The organism is Streptomyces sp. NPDC038200 (assembly GCF_055600785.1).
On sequence record NZ_JBVJYH010000002.1, the window covers coordinates 487623 to 506719 of the forward strand.

The following is a 19097-nucleotide window of genomic DNA, read 5'->3' on the forward strand; positions in this document are numbered from 1 at the left end:
CGGCCGGGTGCGCGGGCGGAGACGGGAGTGCGGCGGAGGCGGCCCGCGGGCGATGGATACGGCCAAAATTGCATCACTCGTTTTCTTGAACCGCTCGTGTTTATGAGGGTAGGTTCGCCCCCATGACCGCCTCCCCGACCCCGACCACCGCCGAGGAACTGCGCGGTGCCGGCCTGCGCGTGACGGCAGCCCGCGTCGCGCTGCTGGAGACCGTCCGGGACGGCGACCACCTCGGCGTCGAGGCGATCGCCTCCGGAGTCCGCGATCGCGTAGGCCACATCTCCCTGCAAGCCGTCTACGAGGCTCTTCACGCACTCACCGCCGCGGGCCTCGTGCGGCGTATCGAGCCGGCCGGCCACCCGGCCCGGTTCGAGGGACGCGTGGGCGACAACCACCACCACATCGTGTGCCGGTCGTGCGGTGCCGTGGCCGACGTCGACTGCGCCGTCGGCGACGCACCCTGCCTGACCGCCTCCGACGACCGAGGCTTCGCCATCGACGAGGCCGAGGTCGTCTTCTGGGGCCTGTGCCCCGACTGTTCCACACGCCGCAGTTCCTGAGCACCGAGTTCCGCACAGTTCGGAAGGATTGCCATGACTGAGAACCACGACGCGATCGTCACTGACGCGAAGTCGGAGGAGGGAAGCGGCGGTTGCCCCGTCGCGCACGGCCGGGCCCTGCACCCGACCCAGGGTGGCGGCAACCGCCAGTGGTGGCCGGAGCGGCTCAATCTGAAGATCCTTGCCAAGAACCCGGCCGAGGCGAACCCGCTCGGTGCGGACTTCGACTACGCGGAGGCTTTCAAGGCCCTCGACCTCGCGGCCGTGAAGCGGGACATCGCCGAGGTGCTGACCACGTCGCAGGACTGGTGGCCGGCCGACTTCGGCAACTACGGCCCCCTGATGATCCGTATGGCATGGCACAGCGCGGGCACTTACCGCATCAGCGACGGCCGCGGCGGTGCCGGCGCCGGGCAGCAGCGCTTCGCCCCCCTGAACAGCTGGCCGGACAACGGCAACCTCGACAAGGCCCGCCGTCTGCTCTGGCCGGTCAAGAAGAAGTACGGCCAGAGCATCTCCTGGGCCGACCTCATGATCCTCACCGGCAACGTCGCCCTGGAGACGATGGGCTTCAAGACGTTCGGCTTCGGCGGCGGCCGTGAGGACGTCTGGGAGTCGGAGGAGGACGTCTACTGGGGTCCCGAGACCACCTGGCTGGACGACAAGCGCTACACCGGCGACCGCGAGCTGGAGAACCCGCTCGGCGCCGTCCAGATGGGCCTGATCTACGTCAACCCGGAGGGCCCGAACGGCAACCCGGACCCGGTCGCGGCGGCCCGTGACATCCGCGAGACGTTCCGCCGCATGGCGATGAACGACGAGGAGACCGTCGCCCTGATCGCCGGCGGCCACACCTTCGGCAAGACCCACGGCGCCGGCCCCGCCGACCACGTCGGCCCCGACCCGGAGGCCGCCGGCCTGGAGGAACAGGGCCTCGGCTGGAAGAGCACCTACGGCACCGGCAAGGGCGGGGACGCCATCACGTCCGGCCTGGAGGTCACCTGGACCACCACGCCGACCCAGTGGAGCAACGGGTTCTTCAAGAACCTCTTCGAGTACGAGTACGAGCTGACCCAGAGCCCGGCCGGCGCCCACCAGTGGGTGGCGAAGGACGCTCCGGAGATCGTCCCCGACGCGCACGACCCGTCGAAGAAGCACCGCCCGACGATGCTCACCACCGACCTGTCGCTGCGCTTCGACCCGATCTACGAGCCGATCTCCCGCCGGTTCTACGAGAACCCGGACGCCTTCGCGGACGCCTTCGCCCGCGCCTGGTACAAGCTCACCCACCGTGACATGGGCCCGAAGTCGCTCTACCTCGGCCCGGAGGTCCCGGAGGAGACCCTGCTGTGGCAGGACCCGCTGCCGGAGCGTGAGGGCGAGCTGATCGACGACGCCGACATCGCCACGCTGAAGACCAAGCTGCTCGACTCGGGCCTGTCCGTGTCCCAGCTGGTCACCACCGCGTGGGCCTCCGCCTCCACGTTCCGCGCCAGCGACCGGCGCGGCGGCGCCAACGGCGCCCGCATCCGCCTCGCCCCGCAGCGCGGCTGGGAGGTCAACGAGCCCGACGAGCTGGCCCAGGTGCTGCGCACCCTGGAAGGCATCCAGCAGGAGTTCAACGCCTCCTCCGGCGCCAAGAAGCTCTCCCTGGCCGACCTCATCGTCCTCGGCGGTGCCGCCGCGGTGGAGAAGGCCGCCAAGGAAGGTGGCTACGAGGTCGAGGTGCCCTTCACCCCGGGCCGCGTGGACGCCGGCGAGGAGCACACCGACGCCGAGTCCTTCGAGGCGCTGGAGCCGACCGCGGACGGCTTCCGCAACTACCTCGGCAAGGGCAACCGCCTGCCGGCCGAGTACCTGCTGCTCGACCGGGCGAACCTGCTGAACCTGAGCGCCCCCGAGACGACCGTGCTGGTCGGCGGCCTGCGCGTCCTCGGCGCCAACCACCAGCGGTCGCAGCTCGGCGTCCTCACCAAGACGCCCGGCGTCCTCACCAACGACTTCTTCGTCAACCTGCTCGACCTCGGGACGACGTGGAAGGCGACATCCGAGGACCAGACCACGTTCGAGGGCCGCGACGCCGCCACCGGCGAGGTGAAGTGGGCCGGCAGCCGTGCCGACCTGGTCTTCGGCTCCAACTCCGAGCTGCGCGCCCTCGCCGAGGTCTACGCCGGCGACGACGCGAAGGAGAAGTTCGTGAAGGACTTCGTCGCCGCGTGGCACAAGGTCATGGACGCGGACCGGTTCGACCTCGTCTGATCCGGCTCGCCCGAACCACCGGACAGGACGTCCGGGTCCGCCCAGCGGGGCGGACCCGGACGTCCTCGTTCACGGGCGGACCGGCCTCCGCCGCGGGACCGTGCGAGCCGACGGTCAGCGGCCGAGCACCGCCGCGCCCGCCTTCGCGTAACTCTCGTCCAGGTCGCCCGACGGAGCGCCCGCGACACCGATGCCCGCGACCGGAGCACCCTTGGCCGTCACCGGCGTACCGCCCGCGAGGAACAGCGTCCCCGGGATGTCCTTCAGGTTCGGCGCCTGCGCCAGCCGCTTGGCCAGCTCCGAGGTCGGCGCGTTCCAGGACACCGCGGTGAACGCCTTGCGCTCGGCGGACTCGTACGACTGCGGACCCGCGCCGTCACCCCGCAGGGTGACCAGGGTGTTGCCGTTGCGGTCGACGACGGCCACGGACACCTGCCGGCCGTCCTTCTCGGCGGCCTCCACCGCGGCCTGCGCCGCCTCGGTGGCGGCGTCCAGGGTCAGGTGGGTGCTCTGCGTCAGTTCGCCGTGCCGGGCGGCCACGGGTGCGGCGGCGGGCGTGGCGTCCGTGGAGTCGGCGGCGTTGGCGGCGACCGTGCCGACGACACCGGCGCCGACGACGGCCAGGGCGGCGCCGCCCACGAGGACACGGGTACGGCCGGACGGCTTCTTGCGGCTGGGCATGCTGGGGGACCTTCCAGTAGAGCCGGGGCGGGGAGCGGACTCGCTCCCGGAACCGATCCTCGGCCCGGACGAGGCCGCCTCCCGTCGCCGGACCGGACGTCACGGGGGTCATCCGATCGGATGACCCCGCCGGTCCCGGTCCTGGGCACAATGGAGGGTGTTTGCCCAGTTCAGCGCGGAGTCGAAGGAGGTGCCCGGGGTGGCCGCACCCGAGCGCGACGACGCTCGCGCCCTCACCGTCGTCATGCACACGGCGTTCTTCGTGCTGCTGTCCGCGTCCGTCGCCCGCTATCTGGCCCGGCACGCCGACGGACCGCACACCCCCTGGGTGATCGCCCTGTCGGCACTGCTCGCCGTGCTCTACGTCCTCGGCCCCGCCCTGGGCACCCGGCCCACCCCGCGCCGCCTGACCTGGCTCGGCCTGGTCGTGGCCGCCTGGGCGATCCTCGTCGTGCTGGCCCCGAGCTTCGCCTGGTGCGCGGTCCCGCTCTTCTACACCGGCCTGCGCACGCTGCCGCCGCGCACCGCGATCCCGCTGGTCGCACTGCTGACGGCGCTCGCGGTCGCCGCCCAGCTCAGCCTCGCCGGCTGGCCGGACCCCAATGTGCTGCTCGCGCCGCCCGCGGTGGCCGCCGTGGCCACCACCGTCTTCGTCGTCATGCAACGCCAGGCGGCCCGCCGGGACGCGCTGATCGACGACCTGGTCCGCACCCGGCGCGACCTCGCCGCCACCGAGCGCCGCGAGGGCACCCTCGCCGAACGCGAACGGCTCGCCCGGGAGATCCACGACACCCTCGCCCAGGGGCTGTCCAGCCAGCGGATGCTGCTCCAGGCGGCCGACCGCCTGTGGGACACCGCGCCCGGCACGGCCCGGGACCACGTACGCACGGCGGCGGCGATCGCCGAACGCAGCCTCGCCGAGGCCCGCCTCTTCGTCCACGACCTGACCCCGGCCGACCTGGCCGAGGGCGGCGGCCTGCTCCAGGCCCTGCGCGCCGTCGCCGAGCGCGAGACGACACCCGCGCTCACCGTCCGCGTCCACGCCGAGGGCAGCCCGCCCGACCCGCTGCCCGCCCCCGTGGAATCGGCCCTGCTGCGCATCGCCCAGGGTGCCCTCGCCAACGTCCGCGAATACGCGGCGGCCGGCACCGCCACCCTCACCCTGACCTGCCTGGACGACCAGATCGTGCTGGACGTCACGGACGACGGCCGCGGCTTCGACCCGCTCACTCCGGCCACCCCCGGGGCCGCCGCGGCCGGGGAGGCTTCGGCGGACGAGCGGCGCGGTCACGGACTGCCCGCCATCCGCGCCCGTCTGCGCCAGCTGGGCGGCACCCTCACCATCGAGTCGGCGCCGGGCGAGGGCACGGCGCTGTCCGCGTCGATCCCGCTGGAGCCGAGATGACCCACACCCCCGACACCGCACACCCACCGGTGCGCATCCTCGTCTGCGACGACCACGCCGTCGTACGCGCCGGACTGCTGGCGCTCCTGCACAGTGCCCCGGACATCGAGGTCGTCGGCGAGGCCGGCGGCGGCGAGGAGGCGCTCGCCCTCGCCCGCAAGACCGCCCCGGACGTCGTCCTGATGGATCTGCAACTGGGCGAGGGCATCGACGGCGTCGAGACCACCCGCCGACTGCGCGCCGCGCCGCACGCCCCGCACGTCCTGGTGCTGACCACGTACGACACCGACGCCGACGTCACCCGCGCCATCGAGGCGGGCGCCACCGGCTATCTGCTCAAGGCCGAGCGTGCCGAGGATCTCTTCACCGCGATCCACGCCGCCGCCCAGGGCCGCCCGGCGCTCTCGCCCCCGGTCGCCGACCGTGTCATGTCCCGGCTCCGCAACCCACGGCCCGCCCTCACCCCCCGGGAACGGGACATCCTCACACACCTCTCCCAGGGCCTGCCCAACCACGCCATCGCCCGCGCCCTGTACATCAGCGAGGCCACCGTCAAAACCCATCTCCGCCGCATCTACGACAAACTGGGCGTCGACACCCGCGCGGGCGCGGTAGCGGTGGCAAAGGAACAACGCCTGCTCCCGTAGCAAACCCACCGCCCCCCGCCCCACGACAGCGCCCCGAAGAGGCGCGGGGAACTGCGCGAGCAACCACATCGCACCCGCACCCGCGCGGCGACCCCGTTGTCAAGGTGCCGGCCGGATGAGGCAGTCGAGCCGCCCGACGACAGCGCCCCGAAGGGGCGCGGGGAACTGCGCGAGCAACCGCATCACACCCGCACCCGCGCGACGACCCCTTTGTCAAGGCGTCGGCCGGATGAGGCAATCGAACCGCCCGACGACAGCGCCCCGAAGGGGCGCGGGGAACTGCGCGAGGAACCACATCGCACCCGCACCCGCCTGGCGACCCCCTCCCCAAGGCGCTGACGCGACCGGCGCCCTCACCTCCGCAGCACCTCGAACGCCTCCCGCCCCGCAACCCCGATCGCCAGATCGATATCCGCGGCCAGCCCCGCGCAGCGGTCCGCCCGGGTCAGTGCCGCCATCGCCACCCGGTCCCCGGAATCCGCCTCGACCACCCCGATCTCGTGCCGGAGGTGCAGAAAGGTGCCGGTCTTGCCGCTCCACCGCAGCGTGTCCGTCCGCAGCTCGCTCGCCAGCCGGTGGGTGAAGACCTGAAGCCCCATGAGCCGGCGCAGTTCGGCCGTCGCCGGGGGACTCGCGATCTCGTCGCACCACACACGCTGCAACAGGCCCACGAGCGCCGCCGCCGACCCGGCGTTGGCATGCGCCGGGTCCAGGGTCTCGATGGTGTGCCGCCCCGCCCGCTCGTCCCGCACGGCCAGCTCCAGCGCGAGGGAGAAGTCGTTGCCGGCGGCACCGGCGGCGCATTCGTACAGATGGTTCATCCGGTGCCGCATCCGGATCCCGTCGCAACCCCACGCCCGCAGGCGCGCGTCGACGTCCGCCGCCGGCACCAGGTCCAGCAGCGCGTCCGCGGCGGCGTTGTCGCTCACCGACAGCATCAGCAGGAGCAGGTCGCCGACGGCCACGGTGGCCGGGTGCCGGAAGGCGGCGAGCCCGGTGGGGCCGACGCTGCTGGCACCCGGGCCCACCCGCACCGGACGCGCCGGGTCGAGTTCCCCGGCCGCGACGCGGTCCAGCACGACCAGGGCGAGCGGGACCTTGACCACCGAGGCCAGAGGCGTCGACTCGTCGATGCCGAAGCCGAGTTGCTCGCCGGTGTCGATGTTGCGGGCGAGGAAGGAGCCGTGCACGCCGAGCGCCGCCCAGTCCGCGGCGATCGCCTCGGCGACATCGAGGAGGGCGCTGTCGTCGCCGGTGCACACCGGATGGTGCGGGACGGGCGCGCTCATCCGCGTGCCGCCAGCCGCGCGGAGACGTCCTCGTTCCCGGCCCCGGGCTCCGGCCCGCCGCGCCGGGCGGGTACGGCGCCCACGACCGCCGCCAGCAGCGCGGCCAGCCGGCCCGGCAGGACTGCGGCGCCGTTCCGGTCCGGGGCGGCGCTCACGTCGTACCCCCGGTGCAGGGCGCGATCGGCCAGCGGTGCCCAGTGTGCCCCGTGCTGCCGGGCGAACGGTTCGGTGCACAGCAGCAGTGCCCGGCCGGCCAGGGTCTCGGCGAGCGCGGTGGCCGCCGGCCCGGCCGGCCGTATCCGCGCCTCGGGCAGCCCGGCGCGAGCGGCAGCCCGAGCCAATCGGTCCTCGAAGTAGGGCACGTGATCCTCCGTCAGGAGCAGCAGGGGAGAGGGGGCGGCGGATTCGGCGGCGCGGGGGCGGCGCGGCCGCAGCTCTTCGAGGTGGACCGTACGCCGCCGGGTGCCGCTCCCGGTGCCGTCCGGTTCCGGCGCGGACGCCAGGCCCAACGGCACCCGGAACGCGGCCTGTTCCGGCGCGGCTCGCACCAGCGCGTACCCGAGCGTGCCGTCGGCCAGCCCGGAGACCCGCTCCACCGGCGGCAGTTCGCGCATGCCGAAGGTGATCCCGTGCTCGGTGCCGGCGCGGATGGCCCGGGCCAGCGCGGCCGGCGCGCAGTCCGCGGGCACTCCGACGGCGCACACCCGCGACCGCCGGGCCGAGCGGGCGGCCTGCCGCAGCCGCTGGGCCCGGTCCAGTACGTCCCGCGCGTACGGGAGCAGCAGCACTCCCAGCTCGGTGGTCGCGATCTGCCGTCGGGACCGGTCGAACAGCGGGCCGCCGAAGTGCTCCTCCAGTGTCTTGATACGGCGGCTGAGCAGCGGCTGGGCGATACCGAGCCGGTCGGCCGCCCTGGAGAAACTCGTCTCGTCCGCCGTCGCCACGTACGCCTCTAGGTGTGCCAGGAGATCCACCCCGCACTCATATCAATAAGGCATGCGACCTTCAAAGTTCCCTCTTGGACATGAACGGGCTCCTGCTGTTTCGCTGTCCCCGTCGAAGATCGACGCCGCTGACGGACGACCTCGGAGGGCTTCGCCATGACCGGTTCCGACCACCCCGCCCCGCTGCCGCGCCGCCGCCTGCTCAGGGCCGGCCTCGCGCTCACGGGTGCCGCCATGACCACCACGGCCCTCTCCGCGCCGCCCGCGTCCGCCGCCCCGGACGCGGGAGCACGCGCCGGACAGGCCGAGCTGGCCGAGCTGGAGCAGCGCTACGGCGCCCGGCTCGGCGTGTACGCCCGCAACGTGCGCACCGGGCGGACCGTGTCCCACCGGGCGGGGGAGCGGTTCGCGATGTGCTCGACGTTCAAGGCGTTCGCCGCCGCGGCGGTCCTGCGTGACCACGCCGGCTGTGCGCCGCTGGACCGGGTGGTGCACTATCCGCCGCACGACAGCCTGCCCAACTCGCCGAGGACCGACGAGAACCAGGCGACCGGGATGACCGTCGCCGACCTGTGCGCGGCGGCGATCCAGTACAGCGACAACGCGGCCGGCAACCTGCTGCTGCGCGAGATCGGCGGCCCGGCCGGCCTGACCCGCTTCTACCGGTCGCTCGGCGACGAGGTGAGCCGGCTCGACCGGTGGGAGCCGGAGCTGAACACGGCCGTCCCGGGGGATCCGCGCGACACCACGACCCCGGAGGCGATCGCCACGAGCCTGGAACGCCTCACCCTGGGCAGGGCCCTGGCCGGTGCCGACCGCGAGCGGTTCGTGGGCTGGCTGAAGGGCAACACCACCAGCGGTGAGCGGTTCCGCAAGGGGTTGCCGCAGGACTGGACGGTGGCGGACAAGACGGGCACCGGCTCCTACGCGACCGCCAACGACATCGGCGTCGCCTGGACGACCCGGCGGACCCCCGTCGTGCTGGCCGTCCTGTCGACCCGGAGCACAGCGGACGCCCCGGTGGACGAGGGGCTCATCGCGGACGCGGCGCGCATCGTGGCCCGCACCCTCGCCCCCGGCGAATAACTCCCGTTCCCATCGGGATTCATGAATATGAATATGAATCATGTACGCGACTATTGACGTGTGCATGGCATCTCCTTACCGTCGGGAAGGTCCAGGGGGAAAGCGCTTTCCGTCACCGGTCACCATGCCACGGCCGGCCATCCGGTTCACCCCCCTGGACCACTCGCATCCGCACAGCCGAGCCAACCCGCAGGGAGACAAGCCGATGCAACTGAGACCAGCCATCGCGTGCGCCGGTCTGCTCGCCGGCGCGCTCGTCGCGCTCTCCGGCACCACGGCCCAGGCAGCCGGCACACGCTACGAGGCCGAGAGTTCCCCGACGGTCTGCACCGGGACGATCGACTCCGACTGGACCGGATACTCCGGCAGCGGATACTGCAACGGCACCAACGCCGCGGGCGCGTATGCCCAGTTCACCGTGAACGCCGCCACCGCGGGCACCGCGACCCTCGGCATCCGCTTCGCCAACGGCACGACGGCCGCCCGGGCCGCCACCGTGGCGGTGAACGGCACCACGGCCACCACCGCGTCCTTCGAGGCGACCGGCGCCTGGGACACCTGGGCGACCAAGACGCTGACCGTCCCGGTGAAGGCGGGCAGCAACACCGTCCGCCTCACCCCCACCGCCGCCGACGGCCTGCCCAACCTCGACCGTCTCGACGCGGACGTGTCCGCGGCGGCGACCGGCACCGTGCTCTACGTGTCCCCCGCCGGCACCGACGGCGCGGCCGGTACGGAGTCGGCCCCCACCACGCTCACCTCGGCCATCAGCCGGATCACCCCCGGCGGCACGATCTATCTGCGCGGCGGGACGTACGCCTACTCGTCCACGGTCACCATTCCGGCCGGCAACAACGGTACGTCCGGCGCCCGTACCACCCTCTCCGCCTACCCGGGCGAGAAGCCCGTGCTGAACTTCTCGGCGCAGAGCGAGAGCGCGTCCAACCGGGGCATCCAGCTGAACGCCGACCGCTGGCGGCTGTACGGCCTCACCGTCGAACACGCCGGGGACAACGGGATCTACGTCGGCGGCAGCGACAACGTCGTCGAGCGCGTGGTGACCGCCTACAACCGGGACACCGGACTCCAGCTAGGCCGGATCTCCTCCGGCACCCCCAGCTCCCAGTGGCCGTCGAACAACCTGATCGTCGGTTCCGAGTCGCACGACAACGCCGACTCCGACGGCGAGGACGCCGACGGCTTCGCCGCCAAGCTCACCACCGGCACCGGGAACGTCTTCCGCCACGACGTCTCCCACCACAACATCGACGACGGCTGGGACCTGTACACCAAGACGGACACCGGTGCCATCGGACCGGTGACCATCGAGTACTCCCTGTCCTACGCCAACGGCACCCTGAGCGACGGCACCGTCAACTCCAACGGCGACCGCAACGGCTACAAGCTCGGCGGTGACGACATCGCGGTGAACCACGTGGTCCGGCACAGCATCGCCTACAGGAACGGCCACCACGGGTTCACCTACAACAGCAACCCCGGCACCATGACGATCTCCGACAACGTGGGCGTCGACAACGCGGAGCGCAACTTCTCGTTCGACAAGGGCACGTCGGTGTTCCGCACCGACACCTCGTGCCGGTTCGCCGTCAGCGGCTCGAACGACAAGACCGTCGGCGACGCCGACAGCTCCGACCAGTTCTGGACCGGCACCAACGGCTCGCGCTGCTCCTCCTACTCGGGCGCCCTCGGCTGGTCCTTCGCCTCCGACGGCCGCCTCGTGGTGACCTTCGGAGGCAGCGTGGTGACGCCGTAGTCCGTGCGCGACGGCGGGCGAAGGCGGGGCGCCGCGCCGGGCGGCGCCCCGCTCGCGCCGGTCGGCGGCCGCGGTCGGCCCGGGTGCGCGGGCCGAGCCGCCACAGCCGGCCCGCCGTAGCCGCCGGAACGCTGCGCGGCGGGCTCAGCCGACGGGGGCGTTCGGGGTCACGGGGTGCGTCTCCAGGTCCGCCGAGGCCAGCAGGTCGGCGATCAGCTCCGGCGAACCACCGACATAGGTGCTGGTCAGGTCCACGTCACCGCCCAGGATCCAGGCACGGTCCTGCGGCCACCACAGGTCGGGCAGCTCGGCGAAGTCGTCCAGGGTCACCGGCGAGACGACGTCGGCCAGCCGGCCGGCCAGCAGGGACTCCTCCCGTCCCGGCGTCTCGAAGGCCGGGAACCGGCCGAAGTCCCAGCGGCCGTATCCCTGCCACAGCCCGAACCAGCACTGCTCCGGGGTCCGGGTGTGCCGGGTCAGCACGGGCAGCAGCGCCCGGGCGACGTCCGGCGGGGTCGGACCCTCGTCGGGGTGTTCGTCCCACACACCGGGCAGGCCGTAGTCGGAGGCGTTGACGTACTCCTGGCCCATTCCGATGATCTCGTGCCAGCGTGTGTGCGGAGTGACCCGCCTGGCGTGGGCGGCGGCGACCGTGGACCAGCGCACCGGGTGTACGTCGAGCCGGGCCGGGTGCAGGATCCGTGCGTAGGCGGGGAATCCCGGTGCCGCGACGCCCGCCACCGTGCCCAAGGGGGCCTGTCCCACCCCGTCCACGCCGAGCCAGTCGGCGGGGGAGACGTCGTCGGCCTGCACCCGCAGCCGCCCGTACCACTCCGGGGCGGGGTCCTGGTCGACCCGGCGGAAGTCGTTCATGCCCACAGTGTGCCGTGGCCCCGCTGCCGGGCGCCGACCGGGGCAGGCCGGGACCAGGGCGCCGGCCTGCCCTTTCCCGGGCCTACGCCGGCTGCTCGCCGTAGGGGCGGGTCATGATCTCCATCGCGTGTCCGGCCGGATCCGTGAAGTACAGGCCCCGGCCGCCGTAGTAATGGTTGATCTCGCCCGGCTGCTTTCCGTGTGGATCGGCGTAGTAGGTGATTCCGGCCTCCCGTATACGGGCGAAGGCGGCGTCGAACTCCTCCTCGGTGATGAGGAAGGCGTAGTGCTGCATGACGATCGACTCCGCCGGGACGGTGGCGAAGTCCAGGGTCACCCCGTTGCTCGTGCCGACGGGGACGAACGGGCCCCAGTCCGGTCCGGCCTCCAGGCCCAGGATGCCGGCCAGGAACTCCGCGGACTCCCGCTTGTCCCGGGCGTGGACGATGGTGTGGTTCAACTCGACTGACATGGGTGGAATGCCTCCGCAAGCCAATCTCACGGGCACCTCCATGCCTCACCCGGCCGGTGACCGGCACGCGATGCCGTGGAACCATTCTACTTCCCGCCCCCGCCGGCCGGTGCCGTCAAAAGGCGCCACGGTGCACGACATGTCCGCCGGTGACCGTCAACGCCACGGCGGCGTCGGCGAGTTCGTCTTCGGGGGCGTGCACCGGGTCCACGGACAGCGCGGTGAGGTCGGCCCGGCGGCCCGGTGCGATCCGGCCGGCGACGGCGGCTTCACCGGCGGCGGCCGCCGCATGGCTGGTGCACCCTTCCAGCGCCTGCAACGGTGTGAGCCCCGGCCGGTGCGCCGCGGCGCCCCTGGGGCTGCGGGCCGTCGCCAGCACGGCCCGTACGTCGTAGTGCGCGATGGGCCAGTCCGAACCGAGGGCGACCGTGGCGCCGGCCTCCCGCAGGTCCCGCAGCCGCCAGGCGCGGGCGGCCCGGTCGCCGCCCAGCCGCCGGGACCACTCGTCGGTGCCGTCGTCGCGGGTGTAGCCGGTGTGCGGGGGCTGCAGGGAGGCCGCTACCCCCAACTCGGCGAAGCGCGGCAGGAGTTCGTCGGGGGATGTCTCGATGTGCTCGATCCGGTGTGCCCCGTGCCCGCCGGGTCCCAGTGAGGCCACGGTGTCCAGGACGTGCCGGACGGCGGCGTCCCCGATGGCGTGCGTGGCGGTGCGGACACCGGCCGTGTGCAGGGTGCGGACGGCCCCGGCGTACGCGTGCGGGTCCGGCCAGAACGCTTCGGTGCCCTGACCGTGGCAGTCGGGATGCTCCAGCCAGGCGGTACCGCCCTCCACCGTGCCGTCCATGAAGAACTTCACCCCGCCGACCACCCAGTGCCGGCCGCCCCTGCCCTGCGCCTCGATCAGCTCCCGCAGGGTGTCGGCGTCCGCGCCCGGCATGCACCACGGGGCGAACCGCAGGCGTACCGGCAGTACCGTCTCCCGCGCCACCGCCGCCACCAGTTCGAGGTCCCCGCCGTCCATCACATGGGCGCCGGTCAGCCCGGTCGCGGCCATGGCGGACAGCAACTCCACCAGCCGCGTCCGCCGTTGCGCGTACGAGGGCCGGGGCACGACGGGGGTCACCAGGTCCATCGCCGCGTGCTCGACCAGGTGTCCGGTGGGCCGGCCCGTGGTATCGCACACCACCTCGGCACGCTGGTCGAAGGCGCGTGGCCCGGTCACCCCGGCGGCGGCCAGCGCCGCCGCGTTGGCGAGCGCGGAGTGGCCGTCGTACAGGCGGAGGAAGGCCGGGGTGTCCCCGAGGACGTCCGCCACCGGTTCGTGGTGCACGGGGCGGCCCTCGAACGCGTTGTGGTCGAGGCCGAAGCCCACCACCCAGCCGTCCGTCCGCTCGGCTCCGGCGAGCGCGGCGCGCAGCCCGGCGAGGTCCGTCACGGCCGACAGATCGGTGCCGGTCGCCATGTCGAGCCCCCACACCGGGTGGCTGTGGGCGTCGACCAGGCCCGGCACGAGGTGTGCGCCGTGCAGATCGACGACCTCGGTGCCGGGTCCGCGCCAGTCCGCTGCGTCGGCCGCCGTCCCGACCCCGGTGATCACCCCGCCGCGCACGGCGACCGCCGTGGCGGCGGGACGGCCCGGGTCGAGGGTGCGGACGTGAGCGCCGGCGAGAATCAGATCGGCAGCGGGCATGCCATGAACTCCTTCGCGTCAGAGGGTCATTCGGTGGGTTCGGAGCCGAACGTGGTGTAGACGGCGGGGCGGCTGCGGCGCAGCCACCACGCCAGCGGCAGGCCGAGGGCGAACACGGCGGGCGCCACGAGGACGAGCAGGACGTTCACCGCGGGGGAGGCGGCGGTGAACAGGTCGATGTGGGTCACCACCAGCCCGATCGCGGTCGCCAGCAGGACGGCGGCGAGGACCGGCGCGACCAGCGTCCGCACGGGACCCTCCGTGTGCCGCACCCGCCGGAAGTAGCAGGCGACCGCGATCGCGGCGAGCAGCTGGAGCAGCAGCAGACCGATCATCCCCGGGGTGTTCACCCACAGCAGCAGCTGCTGGTAGGGGTCGGCACCGGCGGCCCGAAACGCGAGGACGACCAGGGCGCCGAGGACGGTCTGGGCGAGACCGGCGACGTACGGCGAGCGGTGCCGGGGATGGATGCGGCCGAGCCGGCGCGGCAGCACGCCCTCCTCGGCCAGGGCGAGCGCATAGCGGTTGATGGCGTTGTGGAAGGCGAGCAGGGAGGCGATGACGCTGGTGACGATGAAGACGTGCATCAGGTCCGCGGCCCAGCCGCCGACGTAGGTGGTGATCGCGGTGAAGAACAGTCCGGCCGGATCCTGGCCCGCCGCCTGGACGACCCGGTCGTCGCCGAACGCCTGGACGGCGATCCAGACGACGAACGCGTAGAACAGGCCCAGGAATCCGACGGCCGCGTACGTGGCGCGCGGGACCGTGCGCTCGGGGTCGCGGGCCTCGCGGCGGTAGATGACGGTCGACTCGAAACCGGTGAACGCGGCGAACGCGAAGGCGAGGACGGCCGCCGTGCCGGGCACGAAGACATGGGCCGGGGCGAGCGAGGCCAGGGAGAGGCCGTGCGCGCCGCCCCGCACCAGCACCCCGCCGGCGAGCAGGACGAGTATGCCGGTCTCGGCCACCAGGAGCACGCCGAGGACCTTGGCACCGAAGTCGATCGAGCGATAGCCGCCGTAGCCGATCAGCACCAGGCCGGCCAGGGACACCGGCAGCCACGGAACCTCCGAGCCGAAGAGGGCGTGCACGGTGTCGCGGGTGGTGGTGGCGAGGAGGCCGTAGACGCCGATCTCCATGCCGTTGTAACCCACCAGGGCGAGCAGGGCGGCGCCGATGCCGACCGGCCGGCCGAGGCCGCGGGTGATGTAGGCGTAGAAGGCGCCGCCGCTGGTGACATGGCGGCTCATGGTGGTGAAGCCGACGGCGAAGACGGCGAGGGTCACCCCGGCCAGGAGATAGCCGACGGGCGCGCCGACGCCGCCCAGCAGGATGGCGAGCGGGGCGACCCCGGCCATGACGGTCAGGGGCGCGGCGGCGGAGACGACGAAGAAGGCGATGTCGGCGGTGCCGAGGGAGCCGGACCGGAGACCGGCCGCGTCGGACGACGCTTCCTCCTCCGGGAGTTCGGCGGTGGTCACGGACATACGGGGGGAGCCCTTCTGGCGCGGAGGGGAGGGGGTCCCGGTGGTGGGGCAGCCGGGTTCGCGGGCACGGGCGGAGGGGCCGGGGTGGGCCGTCCGTACCGGCGTGGCCGGGAGCACGAGGGGATGGCGGCCGCCCGGAGCCGTAAACCTAAAGGCTTTCGGTTTCGGCAATGTAGCCTGCCGTTGGGCATCCGGGAAGACCTGAGGGAGACCACTGACCATGGGACGGCCGCGCACACCGCTCCTCGACCGCGAGCGCATCACCACCACCGCGCTCCGACTGGTCGACGAGACCGGTGACTTCAGCGTCCCGCAGATAGCCCGGCGGCTGGGTGCGCAGACCGGTTCGGTGTACCACCACGTGGAGGGCCGCGACGGCATCCTGGAACTGCTGCGCGAGCGCGTCTGCGCCGCGATGGACCCGGCCACCCTGGACGTCACCCCGTGGGACGCGGCCGTCGAGGCGTGGGCGCGGTCCTACCGGGCCGCGTTCGCCGCCCACCCCCGGGTGATCCCCCTGCTCATGACCTCCCCCGTCCGTGCGCCCCGGGTCCTGGAGCAGTACGAGCGCGCGGTGAGCGTGCTGCTGGCGGCCGGCTTCGCCCCGGCCGAGATCATGCCGATGGTCATCGCCCTGGAGAACCTGGTGCTGGGCTCGGCCCTGGACCTCGCCGCCCCCGAGACCATGTGGGAGCTGACGGACAGCACCCCGACCCCCCGCCTCGCGGAGGCGCTCGCCGCGGTGGGTGACGGCCGCGCCGACCGCGCCTTCGAGGTCGGGCTGACCGCCTTCCTCAACCACGCACGGGCGCTCCGCGAGGAACGCGACCGGTAGACGGGGCCCGGCCTGCCATGCTCGCCTGGTCTGCCCGGCCTCCCGCGCTCGCCCGGTCTGCCCGGCCCGCCGGTGCGGGATTCGCCGCCGGGCGCCTCGTACCGCCGAGCGCGGCCGTCCCGCCGCGCCGCCGTTCCTCGCCCGACCGGGACACCGCGTGCCGGCCGGCCGTCATCAGGCGTGCCGGCCGTCGTCCGTGGTGCCCTCGCCGGAGTGGACCGCCCGGGGCGGACCGGGTGGGAGGAGGGACGCGTCGGCGGCGGTTTCGGGTGCTTCACCGTCCTCGGGGGCGTCCTCGGTTGTGGCTCCGGCTGCGGGCGTGGCCGCGTCCCCAGCCGCGTCCTCGGCTGTGGCTGTGGCTGTGGCCGTCGACGGCGCCGTCGGCCCGTCGGTCTCCGGTCCGGCCCGGACGGGCCGGGCGTCGGCGTTCGGGAGGTCGCGGGCGGCGGGCAGGCGTCGCAGGCCCACGGGGAGGCGCCGTTCGACGGCGGACAGGCGGTGCCGGGCGGCGGAGACCCAGGCGGAGGCGTGGGCGCGCAGTTGGCGGTGGGCATGGGCTCGGGCCGTCAGCAGCAGGGTCTGCGCGGGGGTCGGGGGCGGTTCGGGCGGGGCGTCGGTCACGGCCACTTCGACACCGCCGCTGAATCGCGCCGACAGGTTGTAGAGGAAGCTCCCCAGTGTCGCCAGGCAGGTGCCCAGGACGACTTCCAGGACGACGATGCCGACCGCGATGAGCAGGACGGTGGCCGGTGTCGGCAAAGAGTCCGGGGTCATGGCCTCCAGCATGATCCAGAGCATGCCCGCGGCGCCGAGCACGGTCACGCCGAGCCCGGTCAGGAACAGGAAGCTCGTCACCATCACCGACCAGGGATCCGCCTCGGATATGCGCAGCCGTATCAGCCGCGGCGCCGACGCCCGGGCAGCCTGGGGCGGTTCCGGAAGCCCGTAGGCGTCGCGCGCCGGACCGGACCGGCCGGGCAGGGTCCACCTCGGCCGGCGCACGGGGCGCGCGGTCGGCGCCATGGCCGGGGCAGCAGGCACCGGTGAGACGGCCGGGGCAGGAGACGTGAGGGTGACCGCCGGGGCAGGAGACGTGGCCGCGACGGCCGGGACGGGGGCCGCGCCCGCGATGGCCGGAGGAGCGGACCTCGGCCCGAGGGACGGGGGAGGGGGCGTCGGCCCGACGGGCGGGGGAGCGGCCATCGGTGCGGCGGTCGGGGGAGGGGGCGTCGGTGGGGACTCGGCGTGGTCGCGCGCACCGGACCGCGCCTCCGGCGATCCGGGCTCCTCCGCGCGGCGGTCCCCGGATGCCGTTCCTGCCCTGGCCCCGCCGGCGGACACCGTGCGTCGGCCTTCGGTGGGTCCGTCGTTCCGCGTGCGGCCGGAGCCGTCCTCCTGCTCGGCTGCCGCCTGACTGCGGGCGGTCTCGCGGGGCCTGCGCTTGGCTCGGCTCATGCCTGTCTCCCTGACTGGCCGGGCAGCCGTGCCCCCTCCGTGAACGAACGGGCCTTCGTCGACCGCCGGGCGGCCTCTGGGGCCTGCTGGTCCGTGCGTCCGACGGTATAGATCGACGGGCGCTCATGCACCTCCGAGCGGTGTCGCGCAAGGCGCCGGGCCGCCCCTGAACAGGGGGGCTGCTCACCGTTCCCCCCGGGCGGACGCGGCGGGGACGCGGCGGAGCCGACGGCCCCGGGGAGCGACCGCCGAACGGGTGACGAAGGCCCGCCCTCGGACGGGTGGCCGAGGCCGTCGGACGCACGGCCCGACCGTCACCGGCCGGCCCGCCCGGTACCGGAGGTGCAGGCATCGACAGTACGAGTTTCCCAGTACCGCCAGTAACATGATCACCTTGCTCTGGGTGTACCAGTCAGTCAACTCTGCGTCGCTCCCCCGACGCGCCCTGCCCGGAGAAGTCCATGTCTTCTGTCAACGACGCGTTGGAAAACGCGCGCTTCACCTACGAGCAGCACATGCGGACCTGCCGCCAGTGCCATGTCGACGCCGCGCCCTGTGCCGTGGCGAAGCACCTCCTGCGGATCTACAACCTCGCCCGCAGGGACCACATGCGCGCCACAGGGCCGAACACGTCCACGACCTGACCGGCCGGCGACTCCTCGCGCCCGCCGAGCAGAACGCTCTTTTGGCCTGCCCCGTGACGGGAACCCGGTCGTCCGTTCGTCCCCCCGAGACGCAGGAGGCCACCGTGACGGACCGGCACGGCGACCGGCCCAACCCGGTCACACAGCACGCCCGCCCCACATTCCCCTCCCAGGACCAGCCGCACCCGGGCTGGACCGGCCCGATGGACCCGCCACCCGATCACGGTGAGGAGTCCTACCGCGGCACCGGCCGTCTCGACGGCCTCAAGACCGTGATCACGGGAGGGGACTCCGGTATCGGACGGGCGGTGGCGCTCGCCTTCGCCCGTGAAGGAGCCGACGTCGTCTTCACCCACCTCGCCGAGGAGGAGGCCGACGCCCGGGAGACGGCGCGGCTGGTGGAGGATGCCGGGCGCAAGGCGGTCGCCGTGCCCTGCGACATCCGTGACGAGGACGAGTGCCGGTCTCTGGTCGAGCGGGCGGTCGCGGAGTTCGGCCGGATCGACGTCCTCGTGAACAACGCCGCCTACCAGATGTCCCAGCCGGACGGCATCGAGGCGATCAGCACCGAGCAGTTCGACCGGGTGATGCGGACGAACCTGTACGGGATGTTCTGGCTGACCAAGTTCGCCCTGCCGCACATCCCGGCCGGAGGCTGTGTCGTCAACTCCACGTCCGTGCAGGCGTACAAGCCCAGCCCGCACCTGCTGGACTACGCGATGACGAAGGGCGCGATCGTCACGTTCACCCAGGGGCTGGCCCAGATGCTGGCGGAGCGCGGCATCCGGGTCAACGCGGTCGCGCCCGGCCCGGTGTGGACCCCGCTCATCCCGTCGACCCTGCCCGACACGGCGGAGTTCGGCAAGCAGAGCCCGCTCGGCCGCCCGGCCCAGCCCGCCGAACTGGCTCCCGCCTACGTCTATCTCGCCTCGCCCGAGGCGAGCTTCGTCACCGCGGAGATCCTCAACGCCACCGGCGGCACCCCGCTGCCCTGAC

Annotated in this window: 17 protein-coding genes; 9 read left to right on the forward strand and 8 right to left on the reverse strand. The window is 73.2% G+C overall.

The window, feature by feature from the left end:
• Nucleotides 1-122 precede the first annotated feature (122 nt).
• Nucleotides 123-560, forward strand: coding sequence for a Fur family transcriptional regulator (locus ACZ7KF_RS07160; protein WP_471069943.1), 438 nt, complete (start codon nucleotides 123-125; stop codon nucleotides 558-560).
• A 33-nt stretch (nucleotides 561-593) separates the two neighbouring features.
• Nucleotides 594-2819: a catalase/peroxidase HPI gene (gene katG / locus ACZ7KF_RS07165; RefSeq protein ID WP_471069944.1), complete on the forward strand. Its 2226-nt coding sequence runs from the start codon at nucleotides 594-596 to the stop codon at nucleotides 2817-2819.
• Between the two features lie 114 nt (nucleotides 2820-2933).
• Here katG and ACZ7KF_RS07170 read toward each other — a convergent pair whose 3' ends face one another.
• The gene (locus tag ACZ7KF_RS07170; RefSeq protein WP_471069945.1) at nucleotides 2934-3500 is read right to left on the reverse strand and encodes a GlcG/HbpS family heme-binding protein; all 567 of its coding nucleotides are present in this window, start codon (nucleotides 3498-3500) and stop codon (nucleotides 2934-2936) included.
• 190 nt (nucleotides 3501-3690) lie between these two features.
• On the opposite strand from ACZ7KF_RS07170, the gene ACZ7KF_RS07175 reads away from it, so the two are divergent.
• Together ACZ7KF_RS07175 and ACZ7KF_RS07180 are read left to right on the forward strand one after the other, a co-directional pair.
• Nucleotides 3691-4905 (forward strand): sensor histidine kinase, encoded by a 1215-nt coding sequence (locus tag ACZ7KF_RS07175; RefSeq protein ID WP_471070032.1) that lies wholly within the window; start codon nucleotides 3691-3693, stop codon nucleotides 4903-4905.
• Nucleotides 4902-5552: a response regulator gene (locus ACZ7KF_RS07180; RefSeq protein WP_471069946.1), complete on the forward strand. Its 651-nt coding sequence runs from the start codon at nucleotides 4902-4904 to the stop codon at nucleotides 5550-5552. The genes ACZ7KF_RS07175 and ACZ7KF_RS07180 overlap by 4 nt, the downstream gene beginning before the upstream one ends.
• Nucleotides 5553-5905: 353 nt before the next feature.
• Here the strand turns inward: ACZ7KF_RS07180 and ACZ7KF_RS07185 are convergent, their stop codons facing one another.
• Both ACZ7KF_RS07185 and ACZ7KF_RS07190 read right to left on the reverse strand, forming a co-directional pair.
• Entirely contained in the window at nucleotides 5906-6841 is a 936-nt protein-coding gene (locus ACZ7KF_RS07185) for a serine hydrolase (protein ID WP_471069947.1), read from the reverse strand.
• Complete coding sequence (locus tag ACZ7KF_RS07190) at nucleotides 6838-7815, reverse strand: LysR family transcriptional regulator (protein WP_471069948.1); 978 nt, start codon at nucleotides 7813-7815, stop codon at nucleotides 6838-6840. The genes ACZ7KF_RS07185 and ACZ7KF_RS07190 overlap by 4 nt, the downstream gene beginning before the upstream one ends.
• Nucleotides 7816-8019: 204 nt before the next feature.
• On the opposite strand from ACZ7KF_RS07190, the gene bla reads away from it, so the two are divergent.
• Nucleotides 8020-8871, forward strand: coding sequence for a class A beta-lactamase (gene bla, locus ACZ7KF_RS07195; RefSeq protein ID WP_471070034.1), 852 nt, complete (start codon nucleotides 8020-8022; stop codon nucleotides 8869-8871).
• Between the two features lie 205 nt (nucleotides 8872-9076).
• Complete coding sequence (locus ACZ7KF_RS07200) at nucleotides 9077-10645, forward strand: carbohydrate-binding protein (RefSeq protein WP_471069949.1); 1569 nt, start codon at nucleotides 9077-9079, stop codon at nucleotides 10643-10645.
• 144 nt (nucleotides 10646-10789) lie between these two features.
• Here the strand turns inward: ACZ7KF_RS07200 and ACZ7KF_RS07205 are convergent, their stop codons facing one another.
• From ACZ7KF_RS07205 to ACZ7KF_RS07220, 4 genes are all read right to left on the reverse strand, one after another.
• Nucleotides 10790-11518, reverse strand: coding sequence for a hypothetical protein (locus ACZ7KF_RS07205; protein WP_471069950.1), 729 nt, complete (start codon nucleotides 11516-11518; stop codon nucleotides 10790-10792).
• Nucleotides 11519-11600: 82 nt separating this feature from the next.
• The gene (locus tag ACZ7KF_RS07210) at nucleotides 11601-11990 is read right to left on the reverse strand and encodes a VOC family protein (protein WP_471069951.1); all 390 of its coding nucleotides are present in this window, start codon (nucleotides 11988-11990) and stop codon (nucleotides 11601-11603) included.
• Between the two features lie 115 nt (nucleotides 11991-12105).
• Entirely contained in the window at nucleotides 12106-13680 is a 1575-nt protein-coding gene (locus ACZ7KF_RS07215; RefSeq protein WP_471069952.1) for an amidohydrolase, read from the reverse strand.
• A gap of 26 nt (nucleotides 13681-13706) precedes the next feature.
• Nucleotides 13707-15167, reverse strand: coding sequence for an APC family permease (locus ACZ7KF_RS07220; RefSeq protein WP_471069953.1), 1461 nt, complete (start codon nucleotides 15165-15167; stop codon nucleotides 13707-13709).
• A 220-nt stretch (nucleotides 15168-15387) separates the two neighbouring features.
• Between ACZ7KF_RS07220 and ACZ7KF_RS07225 the strand changes: the two genes are divergently transcribed.
• On the forward strand, nucleotides 15388-16002 hold the full coding sequence (locus ACZ7KF_RS07225; protein ID WP_471069954.1) for a TetR/AcrR family transcriptional regulator: 615 nt from the start codon (nucleotides 15388-15390) through the stop codon (nucleotides 16000-16002).
• 174 nt (nucleotides 16003-16176) lie between these two features.
• On the opposite strand, the gene ACZ7KF_RS07230 is transcribed toward ACZ7KF_RS07225, so the two are convergent.
• Complete coding sequence (locus tag ACZ7KF_RS07230; protein WP_471069955.1) at nucleotides 16177-17004, reverse strand: DUF3566 domain-containing protein; 828 nt, start codon at nucleotides 17002-17004, stop codon at nucleotides 16177-16179.
• 914 nt (nucleotides 17005-17918) lie between these two features.
• Between ACZ7KF_RS07230 and ACZ7KF_RS07235 the strand changes: the two genes are divergently transcribed.
• Entirely contained in the window at nucleotides 17919-18101 is a 183-nt protein-coding gene (locus ACZ7KF_RS07235; protein WP_471069956.1) for a hypothetical protein, read from the forward strand.
• Nucleotides 18102-18205: 104 nt separating this feature from the next.
• Nucleotides 18206-19096 carry an SDR family oxidoreductase gene (locus ACZ7KF_RS07240; RefSeq protein ID WP_471069957.1) on the forward strand — a complete coding sequence of 297 codons (891 nt, stop codon included), beginning with the start codon at nucleotides 18206-18208 and terminating at the stop codon, nucleotides 19094-19096.
• Nucleotide 19097: the final 1 nt, after the last annotated feature.

Coding starts and splice junctions, on each gene's coding strand:
- ACZ7KF_RS07160 (WP_471069943.1), top strand. CDS start 123: ATGACCGCCTCCCCGACCCCGACCACCGCCGAGGAACTGCGCGGTGCC.
- katG (WP_471069944.1), top strand. CDS start 594: ATGACTGAGAACCACGACGCGATCGTCACTGACGCGAAGTCGGAGGAG.
- ACZ7KF_RS07170 (WP_471069945.1), bottom strand. CDS start 3,500: ATGCCCAGCCGCAAGAAGCCGTCCGGCCGTACCCGTGTCCTCGTGGGC.
- ACZ7KF_RS07180 (WP_471069946.1), top strand. CDS start 4,902: ATGACCCACACCCCCGACACCGCACACCCACCGGTGCGCATCCTCGTC.
- ACZ7KF_RS07185 (WP_471069947.1), bottom strand. CDS start 6,841: ATGAGCGCGCCCGTCCCGCACCATCCGGTGTGCACCGGCGACGACAGC.
- bla (WP_471070034.1), top strand. CDS start 8,020: ATGACCACCACGGCCCTCTCCGCGCCGCCCGCGTCCGCCGCCCCGGAC.
- ACZ7KF_RS07200 (WP_471069949.1), top strand. CDS start 9,077: ATGCAACTGAGACCAGCCATCGCGTGCGCCGGTCTGCTCGCCGGCGCG.
- ACZ7KF_RS07205 (WP_471069950.1), bottom strand. CDS start 11,518: ATGAACGACTTCCGCCGGGTCGACCAGGACCCCGCCCCGGAGTGGTAC.
- ACZ7KF_RS07210 (WP_471069951.1), bottom strand. CDS start 11,990: ATGTCAGTCGAGTTGAACCACACCATCGTCCACGCCCGGGACAAGCGG.
- ACZ7KF_RS07215 (WP_471069952.1), bottom strand. CDS start 13,680: ATGCCCGCTGCCGATCTGATTCTCGCCGGCGCTCACGTCCGCACCCTC.
- ACZ7KF_RS07220 (WP_471069953.1), bottom strand. CDS start 15,167: ATGTCCGTGACCACCGCCGAACTCCCGGAGGAGGAAGCGTCGTCCGAC.
- ACZ7KF_RS07225 (WP_471069954.1), top strand. CDS start 15,388: ATGGGACGGCCGCGCACACCGCTCCTCGACCGCGAGCGCATCACCACC.
- ACZ7KF_RS07235 (WP_471069956.1), top strand. CDS start 17,919: ATGTCTTCTGTCAACGACGCGTTGGAAAACGCGCGCTTCACCTACGAG.